The sequence below is a fragment of the Guyparkeria sp. TX1 genome, from assembly GCF_046523965.1.
Taxonomy (GTDB): Bacteria; Pseudomonadota; Gammaproteobacteria; order Halothiobacillales; family Halothiobacillaceae; genus Guyparkeria.
Window position 1 is genome coordinate 1,619,691 of sequence record NZ_CP144142.1, and the last position, 22,847, is coordinate 1,642,537.

General features: G+C 65.7%; 24 protein-coding genes. 9 read left to right on the forward strand and 15 right to left on the reverse strand.

The genetic code is table 11. From position 1 onward, the window contains the following. Positions 1 to 82: 82 nt before the first annotated feature. Complete coding sequence (gene purF / locus VWP12_RS07570; protein WP_410473633.1) at positions 83 to 1,618, forward strand: amidophosphoribosyltransferase; 1,536 nt, start codon at positions 83 to 85, stop codon at positions 1,616 to 1,618. Between the two features lie 157 nt (positions 1,619 to 1,775). Next, complete coding sequence (locus VWP12_RS07575) at positions 1,776 to 2,294, forward strand: L,D-transpeptidase family protein (protein WP_410474956.1); 519 nt, start codon at positions 1,776 to 1,778, stop codon at positions 2,292 to 2,294. A gap of 121 nt (positions 2,295 to 2,415) precedes the next feature. Here VWP12_RS07575 and VWP12_RS07580 read toward each other — a convergent pair whose 3' ends face one another. Beyond that, complete coding sequence (locus VWP12_RS07580; RefSeq protein ID WP_410473634.1) at positions 2,416 to 2,541, reverse strand: hypothetical protein; 126 nt, start codon at positions 2,539 to 2,541, stop codon at positions 2,416 to 2,418. Between the two features lie 100 nt (positions 2,542 to 2,641). On the opposite strand from VWP12_RS07580, the gene ilvD reads away from it, so the two are divergent. Together ilvD and VWP12_RS07590 are read left to right on the forward strand one after the other, a co-directional pair. Then, complete coding sequence (ilvD, locus tag VWP12_RS07585) at positions 2,642 to 4,465, forward strand: dihydroxy-acid dehydratase (protein ID WP_410474957.1); 1,824 nt, start codon at positions 2,642 to 2,644, stop codon at positions 4,463 to 4,465. A gap of 4 nt (positions 4,466 to 4,469) precedes the next feature. Next, positions 4,470 to 5,156: an FMN-binding negative transcriptional regulator gene (locus VWP12_RS07590; RefSeq protein ID WP_410473635.1), complete on the forward strand. Its 687-nt coding sequence runs from the start codon at positions 4,470 to 4,472 to the stop codon at positions 5,154 to 5,156. A gap of 44 nt (positions 5,157 to 5,200) precedes the next feature. On the opposite strand, the gene VWP12_RS07595 is transcribed toward VWP12_RS07590, so the two are convergent. From VWP12_RS07595 to VWP12_RS07610, 4 genes are read right to left on the reverse strand one after another with little or no spacing between them, the layout of a single operon-like run. Then, positions 5,201 to 5,959, reverse strand: a complete 759-nt coding sequence (locus VWP12_RS07595) for a glycosyltransferase family 2 protein (protein ID WP_410473636.1) — start codon at positions 5,957 to 5,959, stop codon at positions 5,201 to 5,203. Positions 5,960 to 5,979: 20 nt separating this feature from the next. Next, positions 5,980 to 6,756 (reverse strand): lysophospholipid acyltransferase family protein, encoded by a 777-nt coding sequence (locus VWP12_RS07600; protein WP_410473637.1) that lies wholly within the window; start codon positions 6,754 to 6,756, stop codon positions 5,980 to 5,982. Beyond that, on the reverse strand, positions 6,741 to 7,739 hold the full coding sequence (locus VWP12_RS07605; RefSeq protein ID WP_410473638.1) for a hypothetical protein: 999 nt from the start codon (positions 7,737 to 7,739) through the stop codon (positions 6,741 to 6,743). Before VWP12_RS07605 ends, VWP12_RS07600 begins: the two co-directional genes overlap by 16 nt. 26 nt (positions 7,740 to 7,765) lie before the next feature. Continuing rightward, positions 7,766 to 9,214 (reverse strand): NAD(P)/FAD-dependent oxidoreductase, encoded by a 1,449-nt coding sequence (locus tag VWP12_RS07610; RefSeq protein WP_410473639.1) that lies wholly within the window; start codon positions 9,212 to 9,214, stop codon positions 7,766 to 7,768. Between the two features lie 536 nt (positions 9,215 to 9,750). On the opposite strand from VWP12_RS07610, the gene VWP12_RS07615 reads away from it, so the two are divergent. The 5 genes from VWP12_RS07615 to VWP12_RS07635 are packed head-to-tail and all read left to right on the forward strand — an operon-like array spanning position 9,751 to position 14,015. After that, positions 9,751 to 10,473 carry a phosphatase PAP2 family protein gene (locus VWP12_RS07615; RefSeq protein WP_158611751.1) on the forward strand — a complete coding sequence of 241 codons (723 nt, stop codon included), beginning with the start codon at positions 9,751 to 9,753 and terminating at the stop codon, positions 10,471 to 10,473. Further along, positions 10,470 to 11,702: a beta-ketoacyl-[acyl-carrier-protein] synthase family protein gene (locus tag VWP12_RS07620; RefSeq protein ID WP_410473640.1), complete on the forward strand. Its 1,233-nt coding sequence runs from the start codon at positions 10,470 to 10,472 to the stop codon at positions 11,700 to 11,702. The genes VWP12_RS07615 and VWP12_RS07620 overlap by 4 nt, the downstream gene beginning before the upstream one ends. Next, positions 11,699 to 12,505 carry a beta-ketoacyl synthase chain length factor gene (locus VWP12_RS07625; protein WP_410473641.1) on the forward strand — a complete coding sequence of 269 codons (807 nt, stop codon included), beginning with the start codon at positions 11,699 to 11,701 and terminating at the stop codon, positions 12,503 to 12,505. Before VWP12_RS07620 ends, VWP12_RS07625 begins: the two co-directional genes overlap by 4 nt. Positions 12,506 to 12,518: 13 nt before the next feature. Beyond that, complete coding sequence (fabG, locus tag VWP12_RS07630) at positions 12,519 to 13,262, forward strand: 3-oxoacyl-ACP reductase FabG (RefSeq protein ID WP_410473642.1); 744 nt, start codon at positions 12,519 to 12,521, stop codon at positions 13,260 to 13,262. A 30-nt stretch (positions 13,263 to 13,292) separates the two neighbouring features. Then, complete coding sequence (locus tag VWP12_RS07635) at positions 13,293 to 14,015, forward strand: polysaccharide deacetylase family protein (protein ID WP_410473643.1); 723 nt, start codon at positions 13,293 to 13,295, stop codon at positions 14,013 to 14,015. Between the two features lie 12 nt (positions 14,016 to 14,027). Here the strand turns inward: VWP12_RS07635 and VWP12_RS07640 are convergent, their stop codons facing one another. Genes VWP12_RS07640 through VWP12_RS07685 form a run of 10 tightly spaced genes read right to left on the reverse strand, consistent with a single transcriptional unit; the run spans position 14,028 to position 22,769 of the window. Next, entirely contained in the window at positions 14,028 to 14,477 is a 450-nt protein-coding gene (locus tag VWP12_RS07640) for a hypothetical protein (RefSeq protein ID WP_410473644.1), read from the reverse strand. Between the two features lie 11 nt (positions 14,478 to 14,488). Next, positions 14,489 to 16,882 (reverse strand): MMPL family transporter, encoded by a 2,394-nt coding sequence (locus tag VWP12_RS07645; RefSeq protein WP_410473645.1) that lies wholly within the window; start codon positions 16,880 to 16,882, stop codon positions 14,489 to 14,491. Further along, positions 16,879 to 17,496 (reverse strand): outer membrane lipoprotein carrier protein LolA, encoded by a 618-nt coding sequence (locus VWP12_RS07650; RefSeq protein WP_410473646.1) that lies wholly within the window; start codon positions 17,494 to 17,496, stop codon positions 16,879 to 16,881. The genes VWP12_RS07645 and VWP12_RS07650 overlap by 4 nt, the downstream gene beginning before the upstream one ends. Further along, complete coding sequence (locus tag VWP12_RS07655) at positions 17,493 to 18,494, reverse strand: acyl-CoA synthetase (protein ID WP_410473647.1); 1,002 nt, start codon at positions 18,492 to 18,494, stop codon at positions 17,493 to 17,495. The genes VWP12_RS07650 and VWP12_RS07655 overlap by 4 nt, the downstream gene beginning before the upstream one ends. Continuing rightward, on the reverse strand, positions 18,491 to 18,841 hold the full coding sequence (locus VWP12_RS07660) for a hypothetical protein (protein WP_410473648.1): 351 nt from the start codon (positions 18,839 to 18,841) through the stop codon (positions 18,491 to 18,493). Before VWP12_RS07660 ends, VWP12_RS07655 begins: the two co-directional genes overlap by 4 nt. After that, complete coding sequence (locus VWP12_RS07665) at positions 18,841 to 20,289, reverse strand: AMP-binding protein (protein WP_410473649.1); 1,449 nt, start codon at positions 20,287 to 20,289, stop codon at positions 18,841 to 18,843. The genes VWP12_RS07660 and VWP12_RS07665 overlap by 1 nt, the downstream gene beginning before the upstream one ends. Beyond that, entirely contained in the window at positions 20,286 to 20,984 is a 699-nt protein-coding gene (locus tag VWP12_RS07670; RefSeq protein ID WP_410473650.1) for a hypothetical protein, read from the reverse strand. Before VWP12_RS07670 ends, VWP12_RS07665 begins: the two co-directional genes overlap by 4 nt. Further along, positions 20,951 to 21,232: a phosphopantetheine-binding protein gene (locus VWP12_RS07675; RefSeq protein ID WP_410473651.1), complete on the reverse strand. Its 282-nt coding sequence runs from the start codon at positions 21,230 to 21,232 to the stop codon at positions 20,951 to 20,953. Before VWP12_RS07675 ends, VWP12_RS07670 begins: the two co-directional genes overlap by 34 nt. A gap of 42 nt (positions 21,233 to 21,274) precedes the next feature. Next, complete coding sequence (locus VWP12_RS07680) at positions 21,275 to 22,540, reverse strand: beta-ketoacyl-[acyl-carrier-protein] synthase family protein (protein ID WP_410473652.1); 1,266 nt, start codon at positions 22,538 to 22,540, stop codon at positions 21,275 to 21,277. Beyond that, positions 22,533 to 22,769 carry an acyl carrier protein gene (locus VWP12_RS07685; protein WP_125198584.1) on the reverse strand — a complete coding sequence of 79 codons (237 nt, stop codon included), beginning with the start codon at positions 22,767 to 22,769 and terminating at the stop codon, positions 22,533 to 22,535. The genes VWP12_RS07680 and VWP12_RS07685 overlap by 8 nt, the downstream gene beginning before the upstream one ends. Between the last annotated feature and the right edge of the window lie 78 nt (positions 22,770 to 22,847).

Consider the following 22,847-nt stretch of genomic DNA (forward strand, 5'->3'; position numbering starts at 1 on the left):
CGCCGTTTCGGCCTCGGGCAGGACGGCCCGAGCCGAGGCTTTTCGACTTTTTGCACGGTTACATACCGAGGTGGTTTGACGCATGTGCGGCATTATTGGGATGGTGGCGAAATCGCCGGTCAATCAGGCGTTGTATGACGGGTTGACCGTCCTGCAGCACCGTGGTCAGGATGCGGCGGGCATCCTCACCTGTGACGAGGAACGGCTTTTTCTCCGCAAGGAAAACGGTCTGGTCAAGGACGTCTTCCACACTCGTCACATGCGCCAGCTGATGGGCAACATGGGGATCGGTCACGTCCGTTACCCGACGGCCGGCTGTGATTCCTCTGCCGAGGCCCAGCCGTTCTATGTCAACGCGCCCTTCGGCATCGCGATGGGGCACAACGGCAACCTCACCAACGTCGACGAGCTGCGCGCGGCGGTGGTTGCCGAGGATCGGCGCCACCTCAACACGAACTCCGATTCCGAAGTGCTACTCAACGTCTTCGCCCACGAGTTGGGGGCGGTTGCCAAGACACGGCCGTCCGCCGATGACGTGTTCGCCGCGATCACCAACGTGCATCGCCGCGCCCGGGGCGCCTACGCCGTGATCGGCCTGATCGTGGGCGAGGGCGTGTTCGCCTTCCGTGACCCGCGCGGTATCCGCCCGGTCTGTTACGGCAAGCGCGAGACGGAAAACGGCACCGAGTACATGATCGCCTCCGAGTCGGTGGCCATCGAGGCCGGTGAATTCGAGCTGGTGCGTGACCTGGCCCCCGGCGAGGCCATCTACATCTCTCGCGAGGGCGAGGTGACCTTGCGCCAGTGCGCCGATGACCCGCACTACGCCAGTTGCATCTTCGAGTACGTCTATCTGGCACGCCCCGATTCGATCATCGACGACGTGTCGGTGTACCGGGCGCGCATGCGCATGGGCGAGATGCTGGCCGAGAAGATTCAGCGCGATTGGGCCCATCACGATATCGACGTGGTGATACCGATCCCTGATACCAGTCGAACGGCGGCGCTCGAGATCGCGGTCAATCTCAACCTCAAGTACCGCGAGGGCTTCGTCAAGAACCGTTACATCGCGCGGACGTTCATCATGCCGGGGCAGGCCAAGCGCAAACGCTCGGTTCGCCAGAAGCTCAACGCGATCGACCTGGAGTTCCGTGGCAAGAACGTGCTGTTGGTCGACGATTCGATCGTGCGCGGCACCACCTCCAGCGAGATCATCCGCATGGCTCGCGAGGCCGGTGCCAAGAAGGTCTTCATGGCGTCGGCGGCGCCGGCGGTGCGCTACCCGAACGTCTACGGCATCGACATGCCGGCGGCGAACGAATTTGTCGCCCACAACCGCGACGTCGAGGCGATTCGCGACGCGATCGGAGCCGATGATCTGATCTACCAGGACCTCGAGGACCTCAAGGAAGCCGTGCGTCTGGGCAACCCGACACTGGATCAGTTCGATTGCTCCTGCTTCACCGGCGATTACGTCACCAACGACATTGACGGCGATTACCTCGACAACCTGGCGAGCAATCGTGCCGACAGCGAGCGTGACAGGGCCAACGGGGCAGCCGGGGCATCACGCCGATCTCGCGATATCGTTTCCGTCGGTCTTTACAATGACCAGTAACCGTCTGCCGCGTCGGTGGCTTGCGGCCTTCTGGTTTGCCCTGATCGGCATGATGGGAATCGGCCCGGTTGCCGCGCTTGCCTCAACCGCTGAGGGTTCGTCGATGAGCGCTCAAGAGACGACAGTACCCGATCGCGTGCTGCGCTCGGCCGCGGCCATGGCCGAACGGCTCGCCGCTGCGGCCGAACCGGTGGAGCAGGCCCTGGTCGTGGATGTGTCCAGCCAGCGCCTCTACCTGTTCGAGTCCGGAGAACTGGTCGGCAGTTTCCCGGTGTCGACCGCCGAACGGGGCACCGGCAACCGGGAAGGCAGCCTGCAGACCCCGCTGGGACTGCATCGAGTCGACGAAAAGATCGGCGCCGACGCGCAGCGCGGCATGATCTTCCGTGGCCGTCAGCCGACCGGTGAACTGGCCGAGATACTCCAGGGGCCGGACGAGCGCGCCGCCCGCGACGACGTCACCTCTCGCATCCTCTGGCTTCAAGGCTTGGAGCCCGGCGTCAACCAGGGCGGAGACGTCGATTCCAAGCAGCGCTACATCTATATCCACGGTACCCCGGAGGAAGGGCGGATCGGCCGTCCCGCCTCGCATGGCTGCGTGCGCATGACCAATGCCGACGTGATTACCCTGTTCGACCGCGTCCGGGAAGGCGCGCTGGTCGACATCATCGAATAGGGGAAACTCTGCACGAATGCCATACCGCTCTGCGCGCCTTGAGCCGGGCAGATGCAAGGCGTTCGTCCGCCGCGGAAGGGTGATTCCCTTTCCAAGGACGACAACGCAGCAGATGCCCGGCTCAAGGCGCGCCCTGCGGGGCCTGTTGAGCCGCCCGTGCTCCGCGTTGCGTCGTCTTGACGTAGCCACCGGCACGCCGGCGACCACGCGCCTTGATCACGAACGGCTCGACAGGCCAGAGTGGCATGGTATTCGTGCAGAGTTTCCCCTAACAGACGACCCACCGTTTTTCGGAGACCCGATCCATGCCCGCTTATCGTTCCAAGACCACCACCCACGGCCGCAACATGGCCGGTGCCCGCGCCCTGTGGCGCGCGACGGGCGTGAAGGACGACGATTTCGGCAAGCCGATCATTGCGATCGCCAACTCATTTACCCAGTTCGTGCCGGGGCATGTCCATCTCAAGGACATGGGTCAGCTCGTGGCACGCGAGGTGGAGAAGGCAGGCGGGATCGCCAAGGAATTCAACACCATCGCCGTGGATGACGGCATCGCGATGGGTCACGGCGGCATGCTCTATTCGCTGCCCAGCCGCGACATCATCGCCGACTCGGTCGAGTACATGGTTAATGCCCACTGCGCCGACGCGCTGGTGTGCATCTCCAACTGCGACAAGATCACCCCGGGTATGCTCAACGCCGCCATGCGGCTGAACATCCCGGTGGTGTTCGTCTCCGGCGGACCTATGGAGGCGGGCAAGACCCGCCTGTCACCGGATTCCGATGAGGTGATCAAGCTCGACCTGGTCGATGCGATGGTCAAGGCGGCCGACGACTCGGTTTCCGACGAGACGCTCGCTCAGATCGAGCGGTCGGCCTGTCCGACCTGTGGGTCGTGCTCGGGCATGTTTACGGCCAACTCGATGAACTGCCTCACCGAGGCGCTGGGCCTGTCGCTGCCGGGCAATGGCTCGTTGCTGGCCACGCACGCCGATCGCCGCGAGCTGTTCCTCGAGGCCGGCCGCCAGATCGTGCGGCTGGCCAAGGAGTACTACGAGAACGACGCGGCTGACGTGCTGCCGCGCTCGATCGCCACACGAGAGGCCTTCGAGAACGCCATGGCGCTCGACATCGCGATGGGCGGTTCGACCAACACGGTGCTGCACCTGCTGGCCGCGGCCCGCGAGGGTGAGGTCGAGTTCGACATGACGGACATCGACCACATGAGCCGCAAGATCCCGCATCTGTGCAAGGTCGCGCCGAGCACGGCGCAGTACCACATGGAGGACGTGCACCGGGCCGGTGGCGTGATGGCGATCCTGGGCGAGCTCGATCGTGCCGGTTTGCTGCACAACGACATCCCGACCGTGCATAGCAAGACCGTGAAGGAAGGCCTTGACCGCTGGGATATCGCGCGCGAGACGGTGTGCGAGGAGGCCAAGAGCCGTTACTTGGCCGGCCCGGCCGGTATCCCCACCCAGACGGCGTTCTCGCAGGACACGCGCTGGCCGAGCCTGGACATCGACCGGGCCAAGGGCTGTATTCGCGACTACGAACACGCCTATTCGAAGGACGGCGGTCTGGCCGTGCTCTTTGGCAACATCGCCCGCGATGGCTGCATCGTCAAGACGGCCGGCGTGGACGAATCCATCCTCAAGTTCACTGGCCGCGCGCGTGTCTTCGAGTCGCAAGATGCCGCCGTCGAGGCGATCCTGGGTGACCGGATCGTGGCGGGCGACGTGGTGGTAATCCAGTACGAAGGCCCCAAGGGCGGGCCGGGGATGCAGGAAATGCTCTACCCGACCAGTTACTTGAAGTCCAAGGGGCTGGGCAAGGATTGTGCGCTGCTGACCGACGGGCGTTTCTCCGGCGGCACGTCGGGGCTGTCGATCGGTCATGCCTCGCCGGAGGCGGCCTCCGGGGGCGAGATCGCGCTGGTCGAGGAGGGCGACACCATCGTGATCGACATCCCCGAGCGCACGATTCATCTCGACATCAGCGATGCCGACATGGCCCACCGTCGCGAGAAGATGATCGAACGGGGTGATGACGCGTACAAGCCGGTCAACCGCGAGCGCTACGTCAGCCAGGCGCTCAAGGCCTACGCGGCGTTGACCACCTCGGCCTCGCTGGGCGCGGTGCGCGATCTCTCGCAGATCGGCGTGAAGTAAGCCGGTGACGGCCGGGACCTACATCCCGCCGGCCTTCCGCCAGGACGACCCGGCGGTACTGGCCGACGTGGTGGCAAGCCACCCGTTCGCCGCGCTGGTGCTGGCCAATGAAGGGCAGATGCGATGCGTGCATTTGCCCTTTCTTCGTTTTGGCGAGACCTGTCGGCCCGAGCAATGGCGGTTTGAGTCGCACCTGGCCCGGGCGAACCCGGTGGCCCAGGCACTGGCCGATGGCCGGGAGACTCAGGCGATACTGATCTTCACCGGCCCGGATGCCTATGTCTCTCCCCGCTGGTACGTGGATGCCCACGACACCAGCGTGCCGACCTGGAACTACCAGGCGGTTCATGTGCGCGGCACGGTCCGACTCGCCGGTGAAGGAGATACGGGCTGGCTCGACCGTCACCTGCATGACCTGATCGACACGCACCAGGAGCGGATCGGGGGCGATCCGTTCGACTGGGATCACCTGCCGGATAAGCAGATCGCCGGGATGAAGGCGGCGATCGTGGGCATCGAGTTGCTGCCCGATCGGATCGAGGGTATCGAGAAGCTGGGGCAGAACAAGACGGCTGCCGACCGCGGCGGCGTGATTGCCGGGCTCGAACGGCGATCGGACCACGAGTCGGGTGCGATGGCCGAGTTGATGGCCTTGCGTGAACCCACCGGGGACGTGGGCCATAATACCTAATTTGTTGTCGAGATAAACCTCGCAGGTGTCTGTCTATACTCCGTTTAACGTCGTTTCATTCGTAGGCGACGTAGGAGGAGTGTCGGTAGCCGCGGCAACCAGCCGGCGAGCAGCCGCAGGTGCATCCAGATCAGCAAACGGTTGTCCCGTCCGTAGCGAAAGTGCGACACGCCGTTGTGCTCGGCATCGAAGTATTGCACCGGGGCATCGACGTTGACCGGGGTGACCCCACGCCAGACCAGGCGCACGGCGGCCTCGGGATCGAAATCAAAGCGTCGCATCCAGCGCGTGCCTTCCATCTCCGCGATCAGGTCATCGATCGGGTACACGCGCATGCCGAACAGCGAATCCCCGATCCCCGCCCAGACCGTTTCCAGATTGGCCCAGAAATTCGAGACCTTGCGTCCGTGGACCCGTAGCGCCGGGGCATCGGCCGAGAACACCGGCCGGCCCAGGATCAGGGCATCGGCCTGTTCCTCAGCGGCGGCGATGAAGGCGGGAATGCGCTCGGACGGGTGCTGACCGTCGGCGTCCAGGGTCAGGGCGTGGGTGAAGCCCGCTTGTTGTGCCGCCCGGATGCCGGTAAGAATCGCGGCGCCCTTGCCCTGGTTTGTTTCATGGTGGAGCACCTGCACCCGCTCGTATTCCGTGGCCAATCGAGCCAGTCGCTCGCGGGTTGCTCGCCCACTGCCATCATCGACCACCCAGACCGGAAGTCCTTCGACGTGAGCCAGGGCATCACGCACCGTGGTTTCGATCCGTGGGCCCGGGTCGTAGCAGGGGATCAGGATCAGTGGTCGCATAGAGGGGGTGACGGAGGAGTTCATGGCGTACCGAGTTGTCGCTCGAAGCACTGCCGCCAGTCGCGGGCCGCCTGGTGGGGGCCATGATCGCCCGTTGCGTCTGGCACGTTTGTCAGGGCATCAACGTGCAGGTGGACGGGAAGTGGCGGTAATTGCCACACCGGTAGCTCCTTGGTGAGCAAGGGCCGATCGTATCGAAACACGAAGGCGTGCAGCGGGGCTCCCGCCCGACTGGCGAGCATGAACGGCGCCGGGTGGAACGGGCCGGTCGCCTTTTCGGTGCCGGAAGGGGTACGCGAACCCTCCGGGAACAGCAATACGTGGCAGCCGTTTCGGATGGCTTCGCGCGCGCCGAGCATCATCTCGACTGGGTGGTCGTTGGGCAGGTAGCCGGCAAGTCGAGCGGGCAGGGCGAACATGGGATTGCGTAACAGGCCGGCGCGCATCACGCAGACGACATTGGGTGCATGCGAGAGGACGATCAGGGCATCGAGCAGCGAGGGGTGGTTGGCCACGATCACCCCCGCGGGGGCATCCCGGAGTGTGTCGAGCGTGCGGCTGTCGATGCGCAGGACACCAATCAGCGTGAGCCACACTCGGTAGGCCTGCATGGCGTGGTGGATCAGCCGGCGCGCCGCCGCTCTGCGGGTAGGCCGCGGCAAGACGACGATGACCAGTGCAATCGGCAACCAACCGATGAGTAGCAGGGCCAGCCCGCCGTGTCCCAGTAGCCCGGCGATTGGTCGGTGCACTGCGCGCAAGATCTTGATCAGACGCGTGTTCACAATTCCGGCCATGCATCCCGGGCTGCCTCGGCCCCGGACCGGGTCTGGCGCAAGGTCGCCTCGATTTCCACCAGCAGGTCTGTGCGGCAGATATCAGCCTGCAAATAAACCCGTCTCGCGCGACTATCGAGCCAATGGTCGATCTGGTCACGGACAAGGGGCAGGTGCTCGGGATGGCGCAGGTAGACCCGCAGCAGGCTGCCATTATCCCAGGCGAATTGGGACTCACTCGGTCGTCGTTTGCCGTTGGCCTCCTGTAGCACGGCCTCGAGGTTGGCAATCGTCTCCCGAGTCTGGGTGACGACGTCACCCTGGTGACGGGTCTCGTGGCCGACGATCGAGGCGGTACCCGAGATAAACAGCCAGTCATGCCGTTTGCCCCGAGCCAGCGCTGCCCGCGCGAACAGCGGGCTTTTCGGGCCGTAGCGTTCGGGGTAATCCCAGGCACTGACCTGGCGCGGGTTCTCGATCCGCTCGGCCGGCGTGTCGGCGGCTAGGTAGATCACCCGGCCAGTGGTGTCGCGGGGACTACCCAACGCACAGGCGGCCGGCGCGGACTGGGCTGGCCCCTGATTGGCCCATTCGAAGGCGTTTGCCCGCCCCAGGTTGAACAGGCGGTAACGCTCGAGTCCGGTGGCTGTGTCGATGGCGTTGATGGCGGGTACGTAGTGCCAGACCCGCCAAAGGTGGGGCGTGTTCTCGCCATGCAGACGGGCGAACAGTTGTCGGTACGCGGTCTCGGTCGCGTGGATGAGCCCGTCGGTTTCATCGAGCGGGATGCTGCCGAACAGCCAACCCTCGGCGCGGGCCAGGCATTCGCCGGCGTGGTGCCGGGTGGTCACAGGCCCCGGGGCAAGGAATCCTTCCAGCAGGTCATCGACATTGCCGTCAAGCACGGCCAGCGGCAAGGTGCCGAGGCACCCCCTTAACTCCTCCGGATGGCTGCCGGGCGTGCCAAGCGCCCCCAATTGTCGTTCAGGGGACTCGGGTGGCATGGTGCATGTCGGTTGGTCGGCCATCATCACCGCAGGTCGGTTTCGCTGGTCAGTGGGCGGACCTTGCGGCGATGGGCGCGCCAGTCACCGACCGCCCGGCGGAGTCGTGCGAGCGAGGTGAGGTAGTAGATCCCCTTCAGTATCCGGATCGATGGCCAGATGGGGGTGCCGCGATGGATGTCGGCCGCGAGCAGCGAGATCAGGGCTTCCTTGACGCGGAAGAAGTTGCGCGGTGCCATGAACAGATCGCGCATGACCGGCTTGGTGATGCGATAGATGAACCAGGAGAACTCTTTCGGGCCCCGGCGCACCTGCCGGTCGTAGCGGGTCAAGGCCTGTTCGGCCTGCGCCGGCTCGCGCAATACCGTATCAATCGCCTCGCTGCCGAACGCGCCGCTCTGCATGGCGAGAAACACGCCGCTGGAAAAGACCGGGTCGATGAACATGAAGGCATCGCCCACCAGGATGAAGCGCTTGCCGTGGCTGCGGTCGGCCGAGTAGGAAAAATTGCCGGTCGCCTGCACGTCGCGCACCAGGGATGCCTGCGACAGTCGGCGCTTGAGTTCCGGGACCGTGTCGATGTTGTCGAGCAGAAACTGCTCGAGCGAGCGGCCCTGGCGCGATTTCATGTGGTAAGGCCAGGTGACCATGCCCACGCTGGTGACGCCGTTTTTGAGCGGGATGAACCAGAACCAGCCGTGGTCGAACCAGAACAGAGTGATGTTGCCCTCGGTCTTGCCCGGGTTGCGTACGGCGTTGCGGAAATGGCCGAACACGGCCGCGCTGTTGTGCTTGCGGCTGCGGCGCTTCCAGTCATGGCGGTTGGCGAGGAAGGTGTCGCGCCCGGTGGCATCGGCAACGAAGGCCGTGTGCCATGTCTGCTGTGTGCCGGTGTCATCCTGGGTGGTGATCGTCGCGTGGTACTCGCGCCCCTGATCGTCGCTGCGCGCGGCGTCGTGAAAGTCGATGTCGATTACCTTGGTGCCCTCGAAGGTACGCACCTCGTTGCGCTCGGCATTGCGAAACAGGATGCGGTCGAACTCGGCACGCTCGACCTCGTAGGCCTTGGGCATGGACTTGTCCCAGGCCTCGCCGAAATTGTAATGCTGGGTGTGATCGTGCTCCGGCGAGACGAACTCGGCCCCCCACTTGTCGATGCCGATCTCGGCGATCTCGTCTGCCACGCCCAGGGTCTCGAATAGCTCGAGGTTCGCCGGCAGCAGTGATTCGCCGATATGAAACCGCGGGTGGTGTTCCTTTTCGACCATCACCACGTCATGCCCCTTGCGCGCCAGTAGGGTCGACAGGGTCGAGCCGCCCGGACCACCGCCGACGACGAACACGTCGCAATAGCCGCCCGCGGGGGGGCGCTGGGCGTGTTCGGCATCAGTAGGCGAGTGGTTGGCGGAGGAGGTCGTGTCCTGGGCGTGCATGCGGTCGGCCTTCGTGGCGGTGTTCGGTGGTTCGGGGCTCACGTCGGCCGGTCAACTCCGGACGGCCTTGGCGGCGGGGCGATATGATCGGAGTCCGGGCAGGTCGCGTCAACTTCGATGGGCTGGCCAACGATTCCCCTGCCGTTGCCCGGCCCGGCACGTCCTTGTTCGACGTCTCAAAGGAGACTCAGAAAATGGCGGTCGCTTGAATGCGCGGGTAAGGGCGTGCGATAGTCGCGCGCACTCAGGGAAACCCTGCACCCTTCGATGACGTCTCTGCGGGACTTCCAAGGGCCCAGATGCAAGGCGCAGTCCGCCGTGAAGGGCCGTCGCCCTTTACAAGGGCTGCAACGGCGCAGATGGGCCCTTGGAGGCCCGCCCGGACGGGGCTCGCCGGTTTGCCCGCACTCGGCGTTGCCGTCCCTCGACGGGCAACGAGCCCGCCTTCGGCCCGGCGCCTTGATGGCGAACAAACCCGCGAGCCAGAGACGCCATCGAATCGTGCAGAGTTTCCCATTAGCGCACACGCCGGGAGCGAAATCAGGGTGGTATCGGACGACAGAGGAGGTGACGGCGCAGTGACGGGTGGGGACGCATGGTGGCGGGAGGTGCTTCGGCGGCTCGCTTGCTGCTGGCTCCTGAAGGGGCTGGGCACCACCGTGCTGATGACCCTGTTCTTCATCGCCTACTTTCACCTGCTCAACTCGCCGTTGGACGACCCCCGGGTCATGCCTGAAACCTGGGTCGACCGTCAGGTGTTGTTCCAGCCGATTTTCTTCTACCTGTATGCCTCGCTGTGGTTGTACGTCTCCCTCGTCCCGGCCCTGATGCCGGACCGGGTGACGCTGGTGCGTTACGGGGTGGCGATCGGCGGGTTGTGTCTGGCAGGCCTGGCGGTGTTTCTCGCGTTTCCTACCAGCATCGAGCGTGATCCGGGGCTGTGGGCGGGCGAGCCGGCCTTTGCCTTTTTGGCCGCCGTCGACAGCAGCGGCAATGCGTTTCCCTCCCTGCATGTCGCCACCGCCCTGTTCAGTGCCTTCTGGATGGATCGCCTGATCCGGGCGATCGGCATGCCTGCCTTCTGGCGCGGACTCTCGGCGCTCTGGGCGCTGGGCATCGTTTATTCGACCCTGGCCATTGGGCAGCATGTGTTCTGGGATGTGCTGGGCGGCGCGATGTTGGCCACCGCCTTCGCCTGGCTCTCAGCGAACAGGCTCTCGGTGCGACACCCGGTCGGGGCGCGGGCCGAGCAAGCCCAGAGCCTGTCCTCCATTGACCGATCGCCAGAGGTGGATCCATGAGCGCGTCGTCAGTCCGTGCGGCGTTGTCCCCAACCTTCCCCCGACTCGGCATCACGGCCCTGACCGCCACCACCGCGGCCGGGCCGGGTCAGGGTGCCTTGCTGGATGCGCTGCGTGATCGGCGTGGTGCGCTGGCGCCCTGCGACTTCCTCGATGTCGATCTGCCCACCTGGATCGGCCGGGTGGCGGATCTCGAATCGGTCTCCCTCCCGCGTGACCTGTCCGACTATGACTGCCGCAACAATCGGCTCGCCGAACTGGGTCTATACCAGGACGGGTTCGTCGAAGCGGTTGCAGCGGCAGTCCAGCGCCACGGTGCCGAGCGGATCGGCGTGGTTCTCGGCACCAGCACCTCGGGGATACTGCATACCGAACTGGCCTTTCGCGAGCGCGACCCGGAAACCGGGGCGCTGCCCAGTCCGCTGCACTACGCGACCACACACGAATTGTCTTCCGCCCCCCGGTACGTGCGTGAGCGCCTGGGCCTCAAGGGGCCGATCTATGCCGTGTCCACGGCCTGCTCGTCCAGCGGCAAGGTGTTTGCCAGCGCGCAACGCCTGATTGCCACCGGGATGTGCGATGCGGTCGTGGTTGGTGGCGTCGACAGTCTCTGTCTGACCACCTTGTACGGGTTCGCCTCGCTCGAGTTGACCTCAAGCGGGCCGTGTCGGCCGGGGGATGTGGCCCGGGATGGCATCTCCATCGGCGAGGCGGCCGGGTTCGCCTTGGTCGAGGCCGACCGCGGCGAGGCAGCGCTTTGCCTGTTCGGGGTCGGCGAGAGCGTCGATGCCCATCACATGTCCTCGCCGCACCCCGAGGGACTGGGGGCGGAACTGGCGATGCGGCGCGCCCTGGATGCCGCCTCGCTTTCTCCGGAATCGGTGGATTACGTCAATCTGCATGGCACGGCCAGCCGGGTAAACGATGCCGCCGAGGACCGTGCGCTGGAGTCGGTGTTCGGCCCGGGACAGGCGTGCTCGTCGACCAAGGGATGGACGGGTCACACGCTCGGCGCGGCGGGCATCACAGGACTGGTAACCGGGGCGCTTGCCATCGAACACGGTTTCATGCCCGGTACGCTCAACACCGAGCACGTCGATCCGGCCTTCACGGCCGACTACCTTGTGGAGAACCGTGACCAGCCCCCGGCCCGGGTGATGACCAACTCGTTCGGGTTCGGCGGGAACAATTGCAGCCTGTTGTTCGGTCGGTCGGAGGACAACGCATGAAGCTCTCGATCAGCGGCATCGGCTTTGTCGGCGCCGCGCTCGCGGACTGGGACGAGGCGGCAGACGCCTTGCGAAACGGCCGCGAGCCGGGTCACATGCCGCTCGACGAGCTAGGGCGGGCGCTGAAGGCCGATCGACTGCCCCGCACCGAGCGGCGCCGTGCCGGCAAGAGCACGCGCCTGGCGATGACGGCCTGCTGGGACGCCGTCGAGGCCGCCGGCCTCGATCCGGCCACGTTGCCGATGGTATTTGCCTCGTCCACCGGTGATACCGAGGTACTCACCCACAGTTGCGCCTCGCTGGCCGAGACAGAGCGCATGATCTCGCCGATTCGCTTTCACAATTCCGTGCACAACGCGGCCTCGGGCTACTGGTCGATTTCGGTGGGCGCGCAGGAACCCGCGACCGCCATCGCCGCTCACAACGAGACGGCCGCGGTCGGGCTCCTCGAGGCGGGGATGCAGGCCACCCTCGGGAACCGACCGGTGTTGCTGGTCGTTTACGACCTACCGTTCCCCGAGCCGATGCATCAGGCCGAGCCGATCTCGGAGCCCCTTGCCATCGCCCTGGTCATCCAGCCGGCACGGGAAGGCGATGCCGACCAATTGCATCTCGGACTGGCCGCCATAACCGATCCAAGTGATCCCGGTATGGCCGATCCGGCCTGGGAAAGGCTGCGCCGGGAAGTCCCCGCCGGTCGGCTCCTGCCATTGCTGGAGGCCATGGTCCGGGGCGAGCCACGCAAGTTCGCGTTGGCACTCGACGAGACCAGTGGTTTCAACCTGAGCTATCAACCCAAGTGATGAAAGCAAGCCCATGACTAACAAGGAATCGGTGCCAAGAAAACTGGCCCTGGTCACCGGTGCCAGTGGGGCGATCGGGGCGGCCATCGCCCGACGGCTCGCCGCCGATGGCTTCGATTTGCTGTTGCACGCCAACCGCAACGCCGAACGCGTCGGGGAGCTGGCCGTGGAGTTGCGTGCCGCGGGGGCTGAGGCCGAGGTGGTCATTTTCGATGTGACCGACCCGGAGGCCGTCGAGGCGGTCCTGGCCCCGATCCTCGCCGAGCGCCCGGTGCAAGTGCTGGTTAATAACGCCGGCATGCACGATGACGGCCCGCTGGCGGGGATGTCCGCGGCACGCTGGCGCGCGGTGGTGGATGTCTCGCTCAACGGCTTTCACCACGTGACCCAGCCGGTGCTGCTGCCCATGATCCGCACGCGCTGGGGACGGGTGATCAATATCGCCTCCGTCAGTGGCCTGATCGGCAATCGCGGCCAAAGTAATTATTCGGCGGCCAAGGCAGGGCTGATCGGTGCGACCCGTGCATTATCCCGGGAGGTGGCCTCGCGAGGGGTGCTGGTCAACGCCGTCGCGCCAGGCCTGATCGAGTCGCCTATGAGCGAGGGCTCGGCCGCGGCCGCTGGCATCAAGGATCACATCCCCATGCGCCGGGCCGGTCGACCGGAAGAGGTCGCCGAGGTGGTCGGTTTTCTGGCCGGCGAGGGCGCGGCCTATGTCACCGGGCAGGTGATCGCCGTTGATGGTGGCATGACGTGAGTCCGGGGCGATTCACGCCATGATGCGGCCATGAAGCCAATCAAGGGTGGGGTCGGCGGCTATCCCGTCATGCTCAGTTTCGATGACGGCCCGCGGCCCGGAACGACCGAGCGGGTCCTCGACGTGCTGGCCCGGCGTGGTGATGGGGCTGACGTCCCGTTACGCGCGGCGTTCTTCACGCTTGCGCGCAATCCGCCGGGCTGGTGGGCCCGCCGGCTGCTGTTCGCACCCTACGAGATCTGGACCGAGAAGGGGAGCCTCGATCGCCACCCCGATCTGGCACGCCGGATCGTCGAGGAGGGGCACTGGCTGGGCAATCACGGCGCGACCCACTTCTGGCCACGCTGGCCCTGGTATCGAAACCGGCGTCGTGTGATCGCGCAACTGCGGGAATGGGAGCGGGTGGCGGATGCCGTGGTGCCCGCCTGGCGGGGGCAGGTGGCACGCCTGGCACGCGCGCCTTACCTGATACGGACCTCCGCTTGGCGTGCGGCGACTGCGCAGACCGGATTTGCCGACCTTGGCGGTTTGACCACCGGCGATGCCGACCCGCGTGCCGACTGCGACGATGTCGGCCGTACGCTTTTGACTCGTCTCGATCGCGAGCGGCGACTGGCCGCCCAATCAGGCCGACCGGTGGTGCTGATCTTCCACGACATTCGCGAACTGACCGCCGAGTGCCTTGATCGGTGGCTCGATACGATCAGCGCGGCCGGGTATGACCTGACCGATTTCGAACCCGACCGTCTCTGACCGGCCGGCCCATCAAATGCCGTTCGTCAGCCAGACGGACAGGCCTCCCTCGAGTATCACCGCGCCTTCATGCGCCAGGGTGAACCCGTAGCGCGCCATCTCTCCGGCGTGCGCCTCGCAGGTCACGGTGATTTGTAATGGACCGACTAGCTCATCGAGCCGTTCCACGCGCGGGTTCAGGCTTTTGGCGCGCGTGATCATGCCTTCTCCGGCTGGTGCGTTGTCGTTGGACTGCAGCGCCAGGTGCAGGGCCATCGCCTGCCCGGCCATCTCCACGCCAGCAAAGGCTCCTAGCTGACCGCCCACGCACAGGGGATTGTCATCCCGCTGATGGGCCCGGGTCTCGGCGATGAGTCGGGTTTCATCAGCGCTCACGATTCGCTCGATCTGGCAGACATCACCGTGATGCGGCAGGCGTTTGCAGATGGCCGGGCCATCAAGGCTGGTCAGATCGGTCGGCATGGGTGCATACCTCAGGTTTGTCCTGTCATGTCAGGTAACGGGCGGGCGGCAGGGGTGGCGAAGATCGCGGCCAGCAGCCAGGCGGCAAGCGCCCCCGGCGCTACCGTGGCCCCGATGGCCTGCAGCACGGGTACCGACGAGAATGCCAGTACACCAAAGGCACAGACGGTGGTGGTCGTTGCCAGGGTCAATGACGCAAGGGTGCGCGCGTCCAGCCCGTTGCTCTGGCCTGGTGGCGGCTGGAAGAACAGGGCGTAGTTCGAGCCGATTGCCGCGACCAGCAGCAGGCCAACCAGGTGCAGCAGGGTCAGTTGCCCGCCAAACAGTGCGTGCCCCGCCACCACCAGCAGGACCGCAAGCGTGATCGGCAGCAGCGTGCGCAACGTGCGCCGAGGATTCGCCTGGACGATCAGGAGCAGCAGGACGATCGCTGCGGCGCCCGCGAGGGACACGACAAGCGTGGTGTTGAGGTAGCGAGCGTAGAGCCGGTTCGACTCCGTGAGCAGGTCGATGAGCACGGCGGATTCGACCGGGGCGATCGCCTCGCGCAGCGACGCCATTTCCTGCGGGCTGGTGTCGTCGGTGTGCAGGGTGATGACCGCCACGGCTTGACCCGCCGCGGCATCGGATGGCAACTGCCCGGCGACCGCGAGCCAGAGGGGCGTGCCCTCGAGATCCGCCAGTTCCATCGCCGCCGCCTTTTTCTGGCGCGCCACGTCATCGATGAAGCCTTGCAGCCGATTGGGCGATACCGGCAGGTCGGCCAGTGCCTGCTCAAGGCGTTGCTCCAGTTCCTCGCGAGCCGGCAGGGCCGTTTGGCGCGCGCGCTGCGTTGCCAGCGAGGGCAGCGTCTCGGTAGGCGAGCGATAACCGGCGAGCAGGCCAGCCTCGACCTGCTGATCCAGTATCGAGGTGACGCGTTCGGCCGCGCGTAGTGCGACCTCCCTGTCCTCGCCCTTTACCACGACCAGATGGCGGGGGCTCGGGGAGCCGAGTTCCACGCGCAGGCGGGTGTCGGTGGCCTCGAGTGCGGGGTCGATCGGGGCCAGCCCGGAAAGCGTATCTCGCCAGAAGCCGTCCTGCTGGAAGACGAGCACGACCACGGCCAATCCGCCGATCAGCACGGCAACGGGGCGCAATCGCCGCATTCCGGCGACCGGACGCTCGAGCCGTCGGCCCAGCCCGGCAATGTCCGCGCGGGGCAGCCGGGGCCCCAGGATCGGCAGAACGTAGCGCGTGACCAACGCCGCGGTCAGCAGGCCGGTCATCGCGTAGAGACCGATCTGCATCAACCCCGGGAAGCCCGAGAAGAGCAGGGCGGCGAAACCGATCAACGAGGTGATCAGCCCGAGGCGCACGGTGGGCCAGTAGTCGCGGAGCCAGGCACGTTGTCCCGCCCGTTGCCCGTCGCTATCCATGCCTGCCTGCCGTGACTGGACGAAGTAGTAGATGCTGTAGTCGATCGCCTCGCCCATCAGGGCGGTACCAAAACCGATCGTGATGCCGTGGACCTCGTCGAAGCCCAATCCGACCATCGCAATGCCGACCGCCACCCCGCTGCCGACCGGCAACAACCCGGCCAGCAGCACGGGCAGCGAGCGATAGGCGAGCAGCAGCACCAGGGTCACCAGGATCACGCTGATGGTCGTGAACAGGGTGACCTCGGCCTTGATGCGGTCGCGTGCCTCGATGGCAAACATCGGTGAACCGGCGATCGCGAGATGCAGGGACGGGTCAACGTCGTCGCGGATGGTGTCGAATGTGTCCTTGATGCGTTGGGAGGCACGGGCGAGCCCGTCGGTGTCGGAGCCAGACGCACTGGCCTGCGCGACGAGCAGCATGGTCGACCGATCGGAAGACGACCAGACGCCACAGCACCGAGCCGGGCCGCTGCCTGAATCGTGTCGGTCGAGCAGCGCCAGCATTTCACCCGTGGGATCGCGCGGGAAGAGCTCGCGGGTGACGTCGCCCAGCGGCGAGTTGAGGTCGCGGATCGACTTGCCAATGGCGCTGGTCAGCCCCTCGACGGAGAACCGCTCGGTATCGACGGCCGGGCTCAGGAGATAGCGGTGCTCGAACAGGAACTGGCGGGCCTGCTCCTGGTGGGCCCGATCGCCGTTCTGTATGGCGGCGAAGGCGGGGTCATCGACCAGGTTGGCATGCAGTTGCCGACTGGCCTCGGCACGCTGCTCATCGGTCCCGCCCTCGATCCCGACGAGGAAGGTGCGCGAGACCGCGCCTTGCTGGAGCTGATCCACCAGCAGCTGTTGCTCCGGGCTGGGCGAGGCCGGCAGGAAGGCAGACATGTCCGCCGTGAAGCGGGTCTGGGTGATCGAATAGATGGCCAGCAACACGACCGTCAGCCACAGACCGAGGGTCAGTGAATGCTTGAGACGCAAGCTCATGGTGACGCTGGCTCGTCATCCGGCTCATCTTCCCGATGCTGGTCGAGCCGCATCACGCTGCGATCGCCGTTGGCGAATTCCAGCGTCAACCGCTCGACATTGGCGATACCCGCGTCGATCTGTCCGATGACCTCGATGCGGCGAATACGGTCGGCCAACTCGTCGCGTAGCGGCAACAGGTTCAATCGCCAGCCATCGCCCGATCGTTGGTGCAGCACCAACTCGTAGTCCTCGCGCAGCACGTCGACCCGACCATTGAGGATACCGCGCAGGCTGTCGGCCAGCGCTGCGCCCTCGGGGGAGTCATCCAGTTCCACGACGCGTCGTCGACCGTCGGCCTCGAATGTCAGTTGCTCGCCGTCGAGCGTGAGGGTGCGGGCCTCGGGTTCACGTTGTTCCTGAACGAGACGATCGGGGGGCTCGAAAGAGAGACGGCCGCTGGATTCCAGTGGCTCGTCGAGGATGCCGAGATACCGCGTCTGCTGGTATTCCGTGCTGTCGGCGCCACGCTCGGCCAGAGCGGCCGCGAGCTCCTCGATGTCGATGGCGTACGTCGGTAGTGGCAGGCTTAACAGGAGCAGGACGGCGAAACGTCGGAAGATCGACAGGGTCATGATCGCTCCTCGGGTGAAGCTTGGGTGGTCGGTTCGCGGTTTGCCCTCCGGGATGGTGAGTCGGTTCGCTGCGAGCCGGTTTCCCATGACGGCGTGTCCCGGGCGCCTGCCCAGAAATCGAAGAAATTGAACCAGTTCTCGGGGTGCTCACGCACCAGCGCCTCGAGGCGTTCGACATAGCGATCCATGGCGGCTTCGACGGCCTTCGAGCGTTCACGCCGCGACACCTGGCGAAAATCAGCCAGCGGCTCGAAGTGAATCCGGTAGCGGTTGCCGCCCAGGTAGATGCCGGCCATGAACAACAGTCGCTGGCGGAGTATCGCGGCCATTCGAAAGGGGCCGGCGGCAAAACGCGCCGGTCGACCGAAAAACGGCCGCGTGCCCATCGGATCCCCATCGAGGCTACGATCGGCAAGCATGCCAATCAGTTCCCCTTGGTCAAGACGGGCGCCCGCCTCGAGCATCGAGTCGATCCGCCCGAGCGGGATGATGTCTCGCGCCCGCTCCGGGTTGATGGCGGCCAGCACGCGCTGGATCTTCCGGGCGTTCTCCGGGTACATCATCATGCTGATGGGCAAATCGCGCTCGACACGACCCATGGCGCGCAGGACGTCGAAGCTGCCGAAATGCGCCCCGACGAGGATCGCTGACTCCGGGGGCTCGAAACACTCACCGCCCTCCACCTCGATCTCGAACGCATCGAAGCGTCCGCTGAGGAAGAACACCCGGTCGTGGATCGTGCTGGCAAACGCATGGAAGTGCCGGTAGATCTCGGGCAGGCGCGGCGGTCGGCCGTGGACCTGGCGCAGAAAATCCCGGCTGGCGCGCCGGGCGGCCGGGACGAACAGCAGGAAGTAGAGGCTGATGGGGGCGAGCAGCAGTCGAGTCGCACGCCGGCCGGCCCAACGTGAGAGGAACGCCATCAACCGGATCAGCGCCGGGTGGCCCCGTTCCCGGCGTGCATGCCACTGGTTGGATTCGGCCTCCGGCTCGTTCACGGACTCTCCTCCACGCCACCGTGACCGGGTGAGTCGAGCAGTGCGTCCAGCACGACATAGGCCTCACCGTCGCTGGGCATTGCCAGGATCTGCAAACGTGTGCGGTTTCGGCGGGCAGTTTGCTGTTCGAGTTGGAGCGGCACGTCCGGGCGGGCAGGGGCGAGAAAGCGCGCCTGGCGCACGGAGCAATCGGCGACGCTATGTTGATTGGCGTTGGCCCATGCCGACACGGCCCAGTCGAGGAGCATGCTGCCGGGAAGGAGGGGGTTTTCCGGGAAATGCCCGGCGAACACATGTGACTGCGATGACGGCGTCCATTCGGCCAGGAATTGGCTAGGATGGTTCATCAGCTCGCATCCCGTCGTTGGTGGTCGGAATCGTTGCTGTCCGTCAACAGGGAATCGAGGGCATCGCGCGTGATTTTGCCGGTGGCATTGACCGGCATCTGCTCGACGAGCAAGAGGGGGCGGGGCAGGAAGACGGGGTCGAGTCGTTCCCGCAGGGCGCGGCGAATCGAGTCGGCGGTCAGTCCCGGTCCACGCACCACCGCAGCCAAACGCTCGGGTTGCCGACCATCGGAGCCGGTCGAGCGTGGACGAAAGAACACGCCGTCCTCCACGCCGTCGATCGCCTGCAGGGTGGCGTTCAGATACTCGATTGAACTGCGTTTCCCGGCAATGTTGACCTGATTGGCAAGGCGGCCGATCAGTCGGAAGCGGCCCTCATTCATCACTTCGATGCAATCTGCCAAGGAAACCGGGTGTTCGACATGTCCACCCGAGGCGATCACCTCGCCACTGGCCGTTTCCTCGAGGCGAACACCGTCCATCAGTTGCCAGTCGGCGCCTTCGGTTGGTTGGCGCACGGCAATCTGGCCCGTCTCGGTCGAACCGTAGATCTCCTGGAGTACCCCGCCCAAGGTCTGTTCGGCCTGGGTGGCAAGCCCGGGATCGAGTGGTGCCGTGGCACAGAGGATGTATTCGCAGGGTGGCAGGGCACATTCCGAGGCAAGTAGGTGATGCAGGTGGTAGGGCGTGGTCACCAGCATGCGCGGCGATGGCAATCGGGCCAGCGAGGCGGCGATATCACCGGGGAAAAAGGGTTGATCGACGGACAGGGTGGCGCCGCCACAGAGCGCGGCGAGGATCAGCGACTCGAAGCCGTACATGTGCTGGGACGGCACTGTCCCGAGCAGGTGGATGCCGTCGAATTGGCCGTGGTTCGCCTTGATCGCGTCGCGATTTCGGGTGGTGAGGGCACTGCCCGCAACCTGGGCGTTCGCGACTAGTCGACCCCAGTGCTTGTCATGCCCCTTGGGCTTGCCGGTGGTGCCCGAGGTGAATACCCGTGCGACCAGTTGGTCGGCGGCGATGCGCGGGACCTCGGCAACCCCCTCGGATGGCGGTTTCGCCCTGCGCAAGGGCGGGATCGTCAGGTGTGGGCCACAGGCGGCCAGGACCGGTTCGAGCGACTGGTCACTGTCGTGGAGGATCACGGTATCCGGATGGTCGGCAAGTAGGTCCTCGATCGCGCCACGACTGCGGGTCGAGGGCATGAGGCTCACCTGTGCGCCGAGGATGCCGGCGACGAGACCTACCAGGAACTGGTCGCGGCGGCCCGCAAGGTTGATCAGATGCGTGACCGGGCCGGGCAGGGCGCCGAGTGCTTGCTGTAGTTCTCGTGCGGTGGCCAACACGTCGGCAACCGTCCAGGGGTTGTCGCCGTCCAGCAGTAACACCCGGTGGAGGTTGCCATCCGGGGCCAGCGGGATGGAGTCGGACGTGGCGTCGATCATGGCTGGCTCCGTCGTTCGGCGCGTTCACGAACGTGGCGGCGGTAGGCGATGACCGCACTCCAAGGGCTGGAAAGATCCTCGCGCGGCAGTACCCCAAGTCGCACCAGGTACTCCAGCACGAACATCAGGGCGACCAGCGGGAAGGTGGCGTAGACGGCGTAGTCGGCCCAGATGGCCGGCCCGGCAAGGGCCATCAATGCCACCGAGAAGGCGCCATTGATGACAAAGAACAGCCCCCATGCCCAGGTGACTTGCCGGGTGTAGCGATTCAGTGCCGGCGTCATGGCGTCGTGGACCTGTTCGGCGAAACGCGTGCAGGCGGGGACCCGGCCTGATTGCAGGCTGGTTAGGAAAAAGGCGGCCAGTGCAATGTGGACCGCCAGATGTTGCAACAGGTAGAGCAGCGAAACCCGGTCGTGCAGGACGGTCGCGGTACCCAGCACCAGCAGCGATAGCCCGACGAGCCCAATCAGGCCGCCGATTCGGTTCAAGCGAGGAAGAACAAGGATCAGTGCGACGATGCCCAGCGGGCCGACGGCCAATGCCGCCTGGGCGAGCGAGACCTGATCCTGCCCGGCGAACAGATGGGCGAACACGACGTTGAGCGCCACCATGGCGCCGATCAGCCAGCCACGGAGTCGCGTGGCGGCACAGTCGCCGCTTACTTGGTCCGGTTCTCGGCGATGAAGCGGCATAGGTCACGCAGCGAGGCGAATATCTGCTCGTTTCGGTCGTCGTCGGAGCGCAGGTTCAATCCGTAGCGCCGCGAGACGACCAGGGCGATTTCCAGCACGTCGATGGAATCGAGACCCAGCCCGTCGCCGAACAATGGTTCGTCGGGATCGATTTCCTCGGGCGTCTCGTCGAGGTTCAGGGCCACCACCAGTTCGGCGGCAACCTCGGGGATCAGGGCATCGATGGTGTTGTCGTGGCTTTCGGTCATCGTTTGAGTCGGTCTGTCGGTGATAAAAAGGGGCGCGGCACGTCAGCCGTCGGGGCACGCAAAGGCCAGCACGGCATTGGTGCCGCCGAATGCGAACGAGTTCGACAGCGCCGCCCGGATGTCAGGGGCCTCACGCGCCGTGCCGCGTACGTGATCGACCCCCTCGCAGGCGGAATCAAGCCGATCCAGATGCGCGGTCGGCGGGAGTTTACCCTGTTGCAGCGCCAGGACGGTCAGTGCCGCCTCGATTGCACCGGTTGCGCCCATCGCGTGGCCATGGACGGCCTTGGTCGCGCTGACCGGCAACCGTTCGGCGCAACGGTCACCAAAGGCCTCGCGGATGGCGCGCACCTCGATGGCATCGCCCTCCGTCGTGGCGGTGCCGTGCGCGTTGATGTAGCCAACCGCATCGGGGGCAAGCTCGGCATCGGCCAGTGCCGCCCGGATGGCCCGAACCTGACCGCGGTGGTCCGGGCGGACGACGTGGTTGGCGTCGTTCGAGGCACCGTAGCCGGCCAGCTCGGCCAGGATCGGTGCCCCCCGGCGCTGGGCGTGTTCCAGCGATTCGAGTACTAGGCAGGCCGCGCCTTCGGCAAGCACCAGTCCGCGGCGATCCGGGTGAAATGGCAGGCAGGCCCGGTGGGCACTGCTCTCGTCGCCCGGGGCGAGCATGTGCATTGCATCCCAGGCCCGCAGTACCCCGACGCCGAGTGGCAGATCAGAGCCACCGGCGACCATCAGGTCCATTTCACGGTCACGGATGCGCTCGTAGGCCTCGCCGATGGCGATGGCGGCCGAGGCACAGGCGACGCTATGGGTCACGGACCGTCCGCCCAGCCCGTAGCGGATACCGATCTGCGAGGCGGCGGCGTTGTTCATGCCCATGACCACGGACATCGGCGAGAGTCGCTTGCGTCCCTCCTTCCAAAAGGCGCGATAGCCACTCTCGAAGGTGTTGATGCCCCCGAGCGCGGTTCCCCAGTGGACCCCGGCGCGCGGATCGGGTTCCTTGGCCGGTCGCGTCAATTGTGCCTGTTGCCAGGCCTCCTCGGTGGCTAGCAGGGCCAGGCGTGCGAAGGGATCGGTGCTGCGGCAGGTGGTCTTGCCGAGCCGCGCCTCGAAGTCGATCGGGTCGAAGTGGACGGCCGGCGTAGAGCCGCCGATCGCCTCGTCGCCGTAGGGAAACAGGCGAACGCTGGACTGGCCGGCCACGGCGCGTTCGAATACTGCATTCGTGTCACCGCCGAGCGGGTCGAGAATCGAAAGGCCGGTAACGACGACCCGTGCCTGGCGGCGGGATTCAGCCATTGGTGGGCAAATGGGGCTGGAGGATGTCGATCAGGTCCTGGACAGTCTCCGGCGTGCCGACGTCGCTTCCCAGTTCGATTTCCATTTGTTCCTCGAGCGTAAAGATCAATTCGAGCAGGGTGAACGAATCGACGCCGAGCTCATCGAGCCGGCTCGACGGGGTCACGGTGGCGGGGTCGATATCCGTGTTCTCGGCAATGCCGGTGCGGATGAGTTCCAGTGCCTGCATGCGTTCCTTCCTGTAAGCGCCTTTCACCGATGTCCAGCGTGCTTCGACCCAATCCCTGGATCGAGAATCCACCGACGG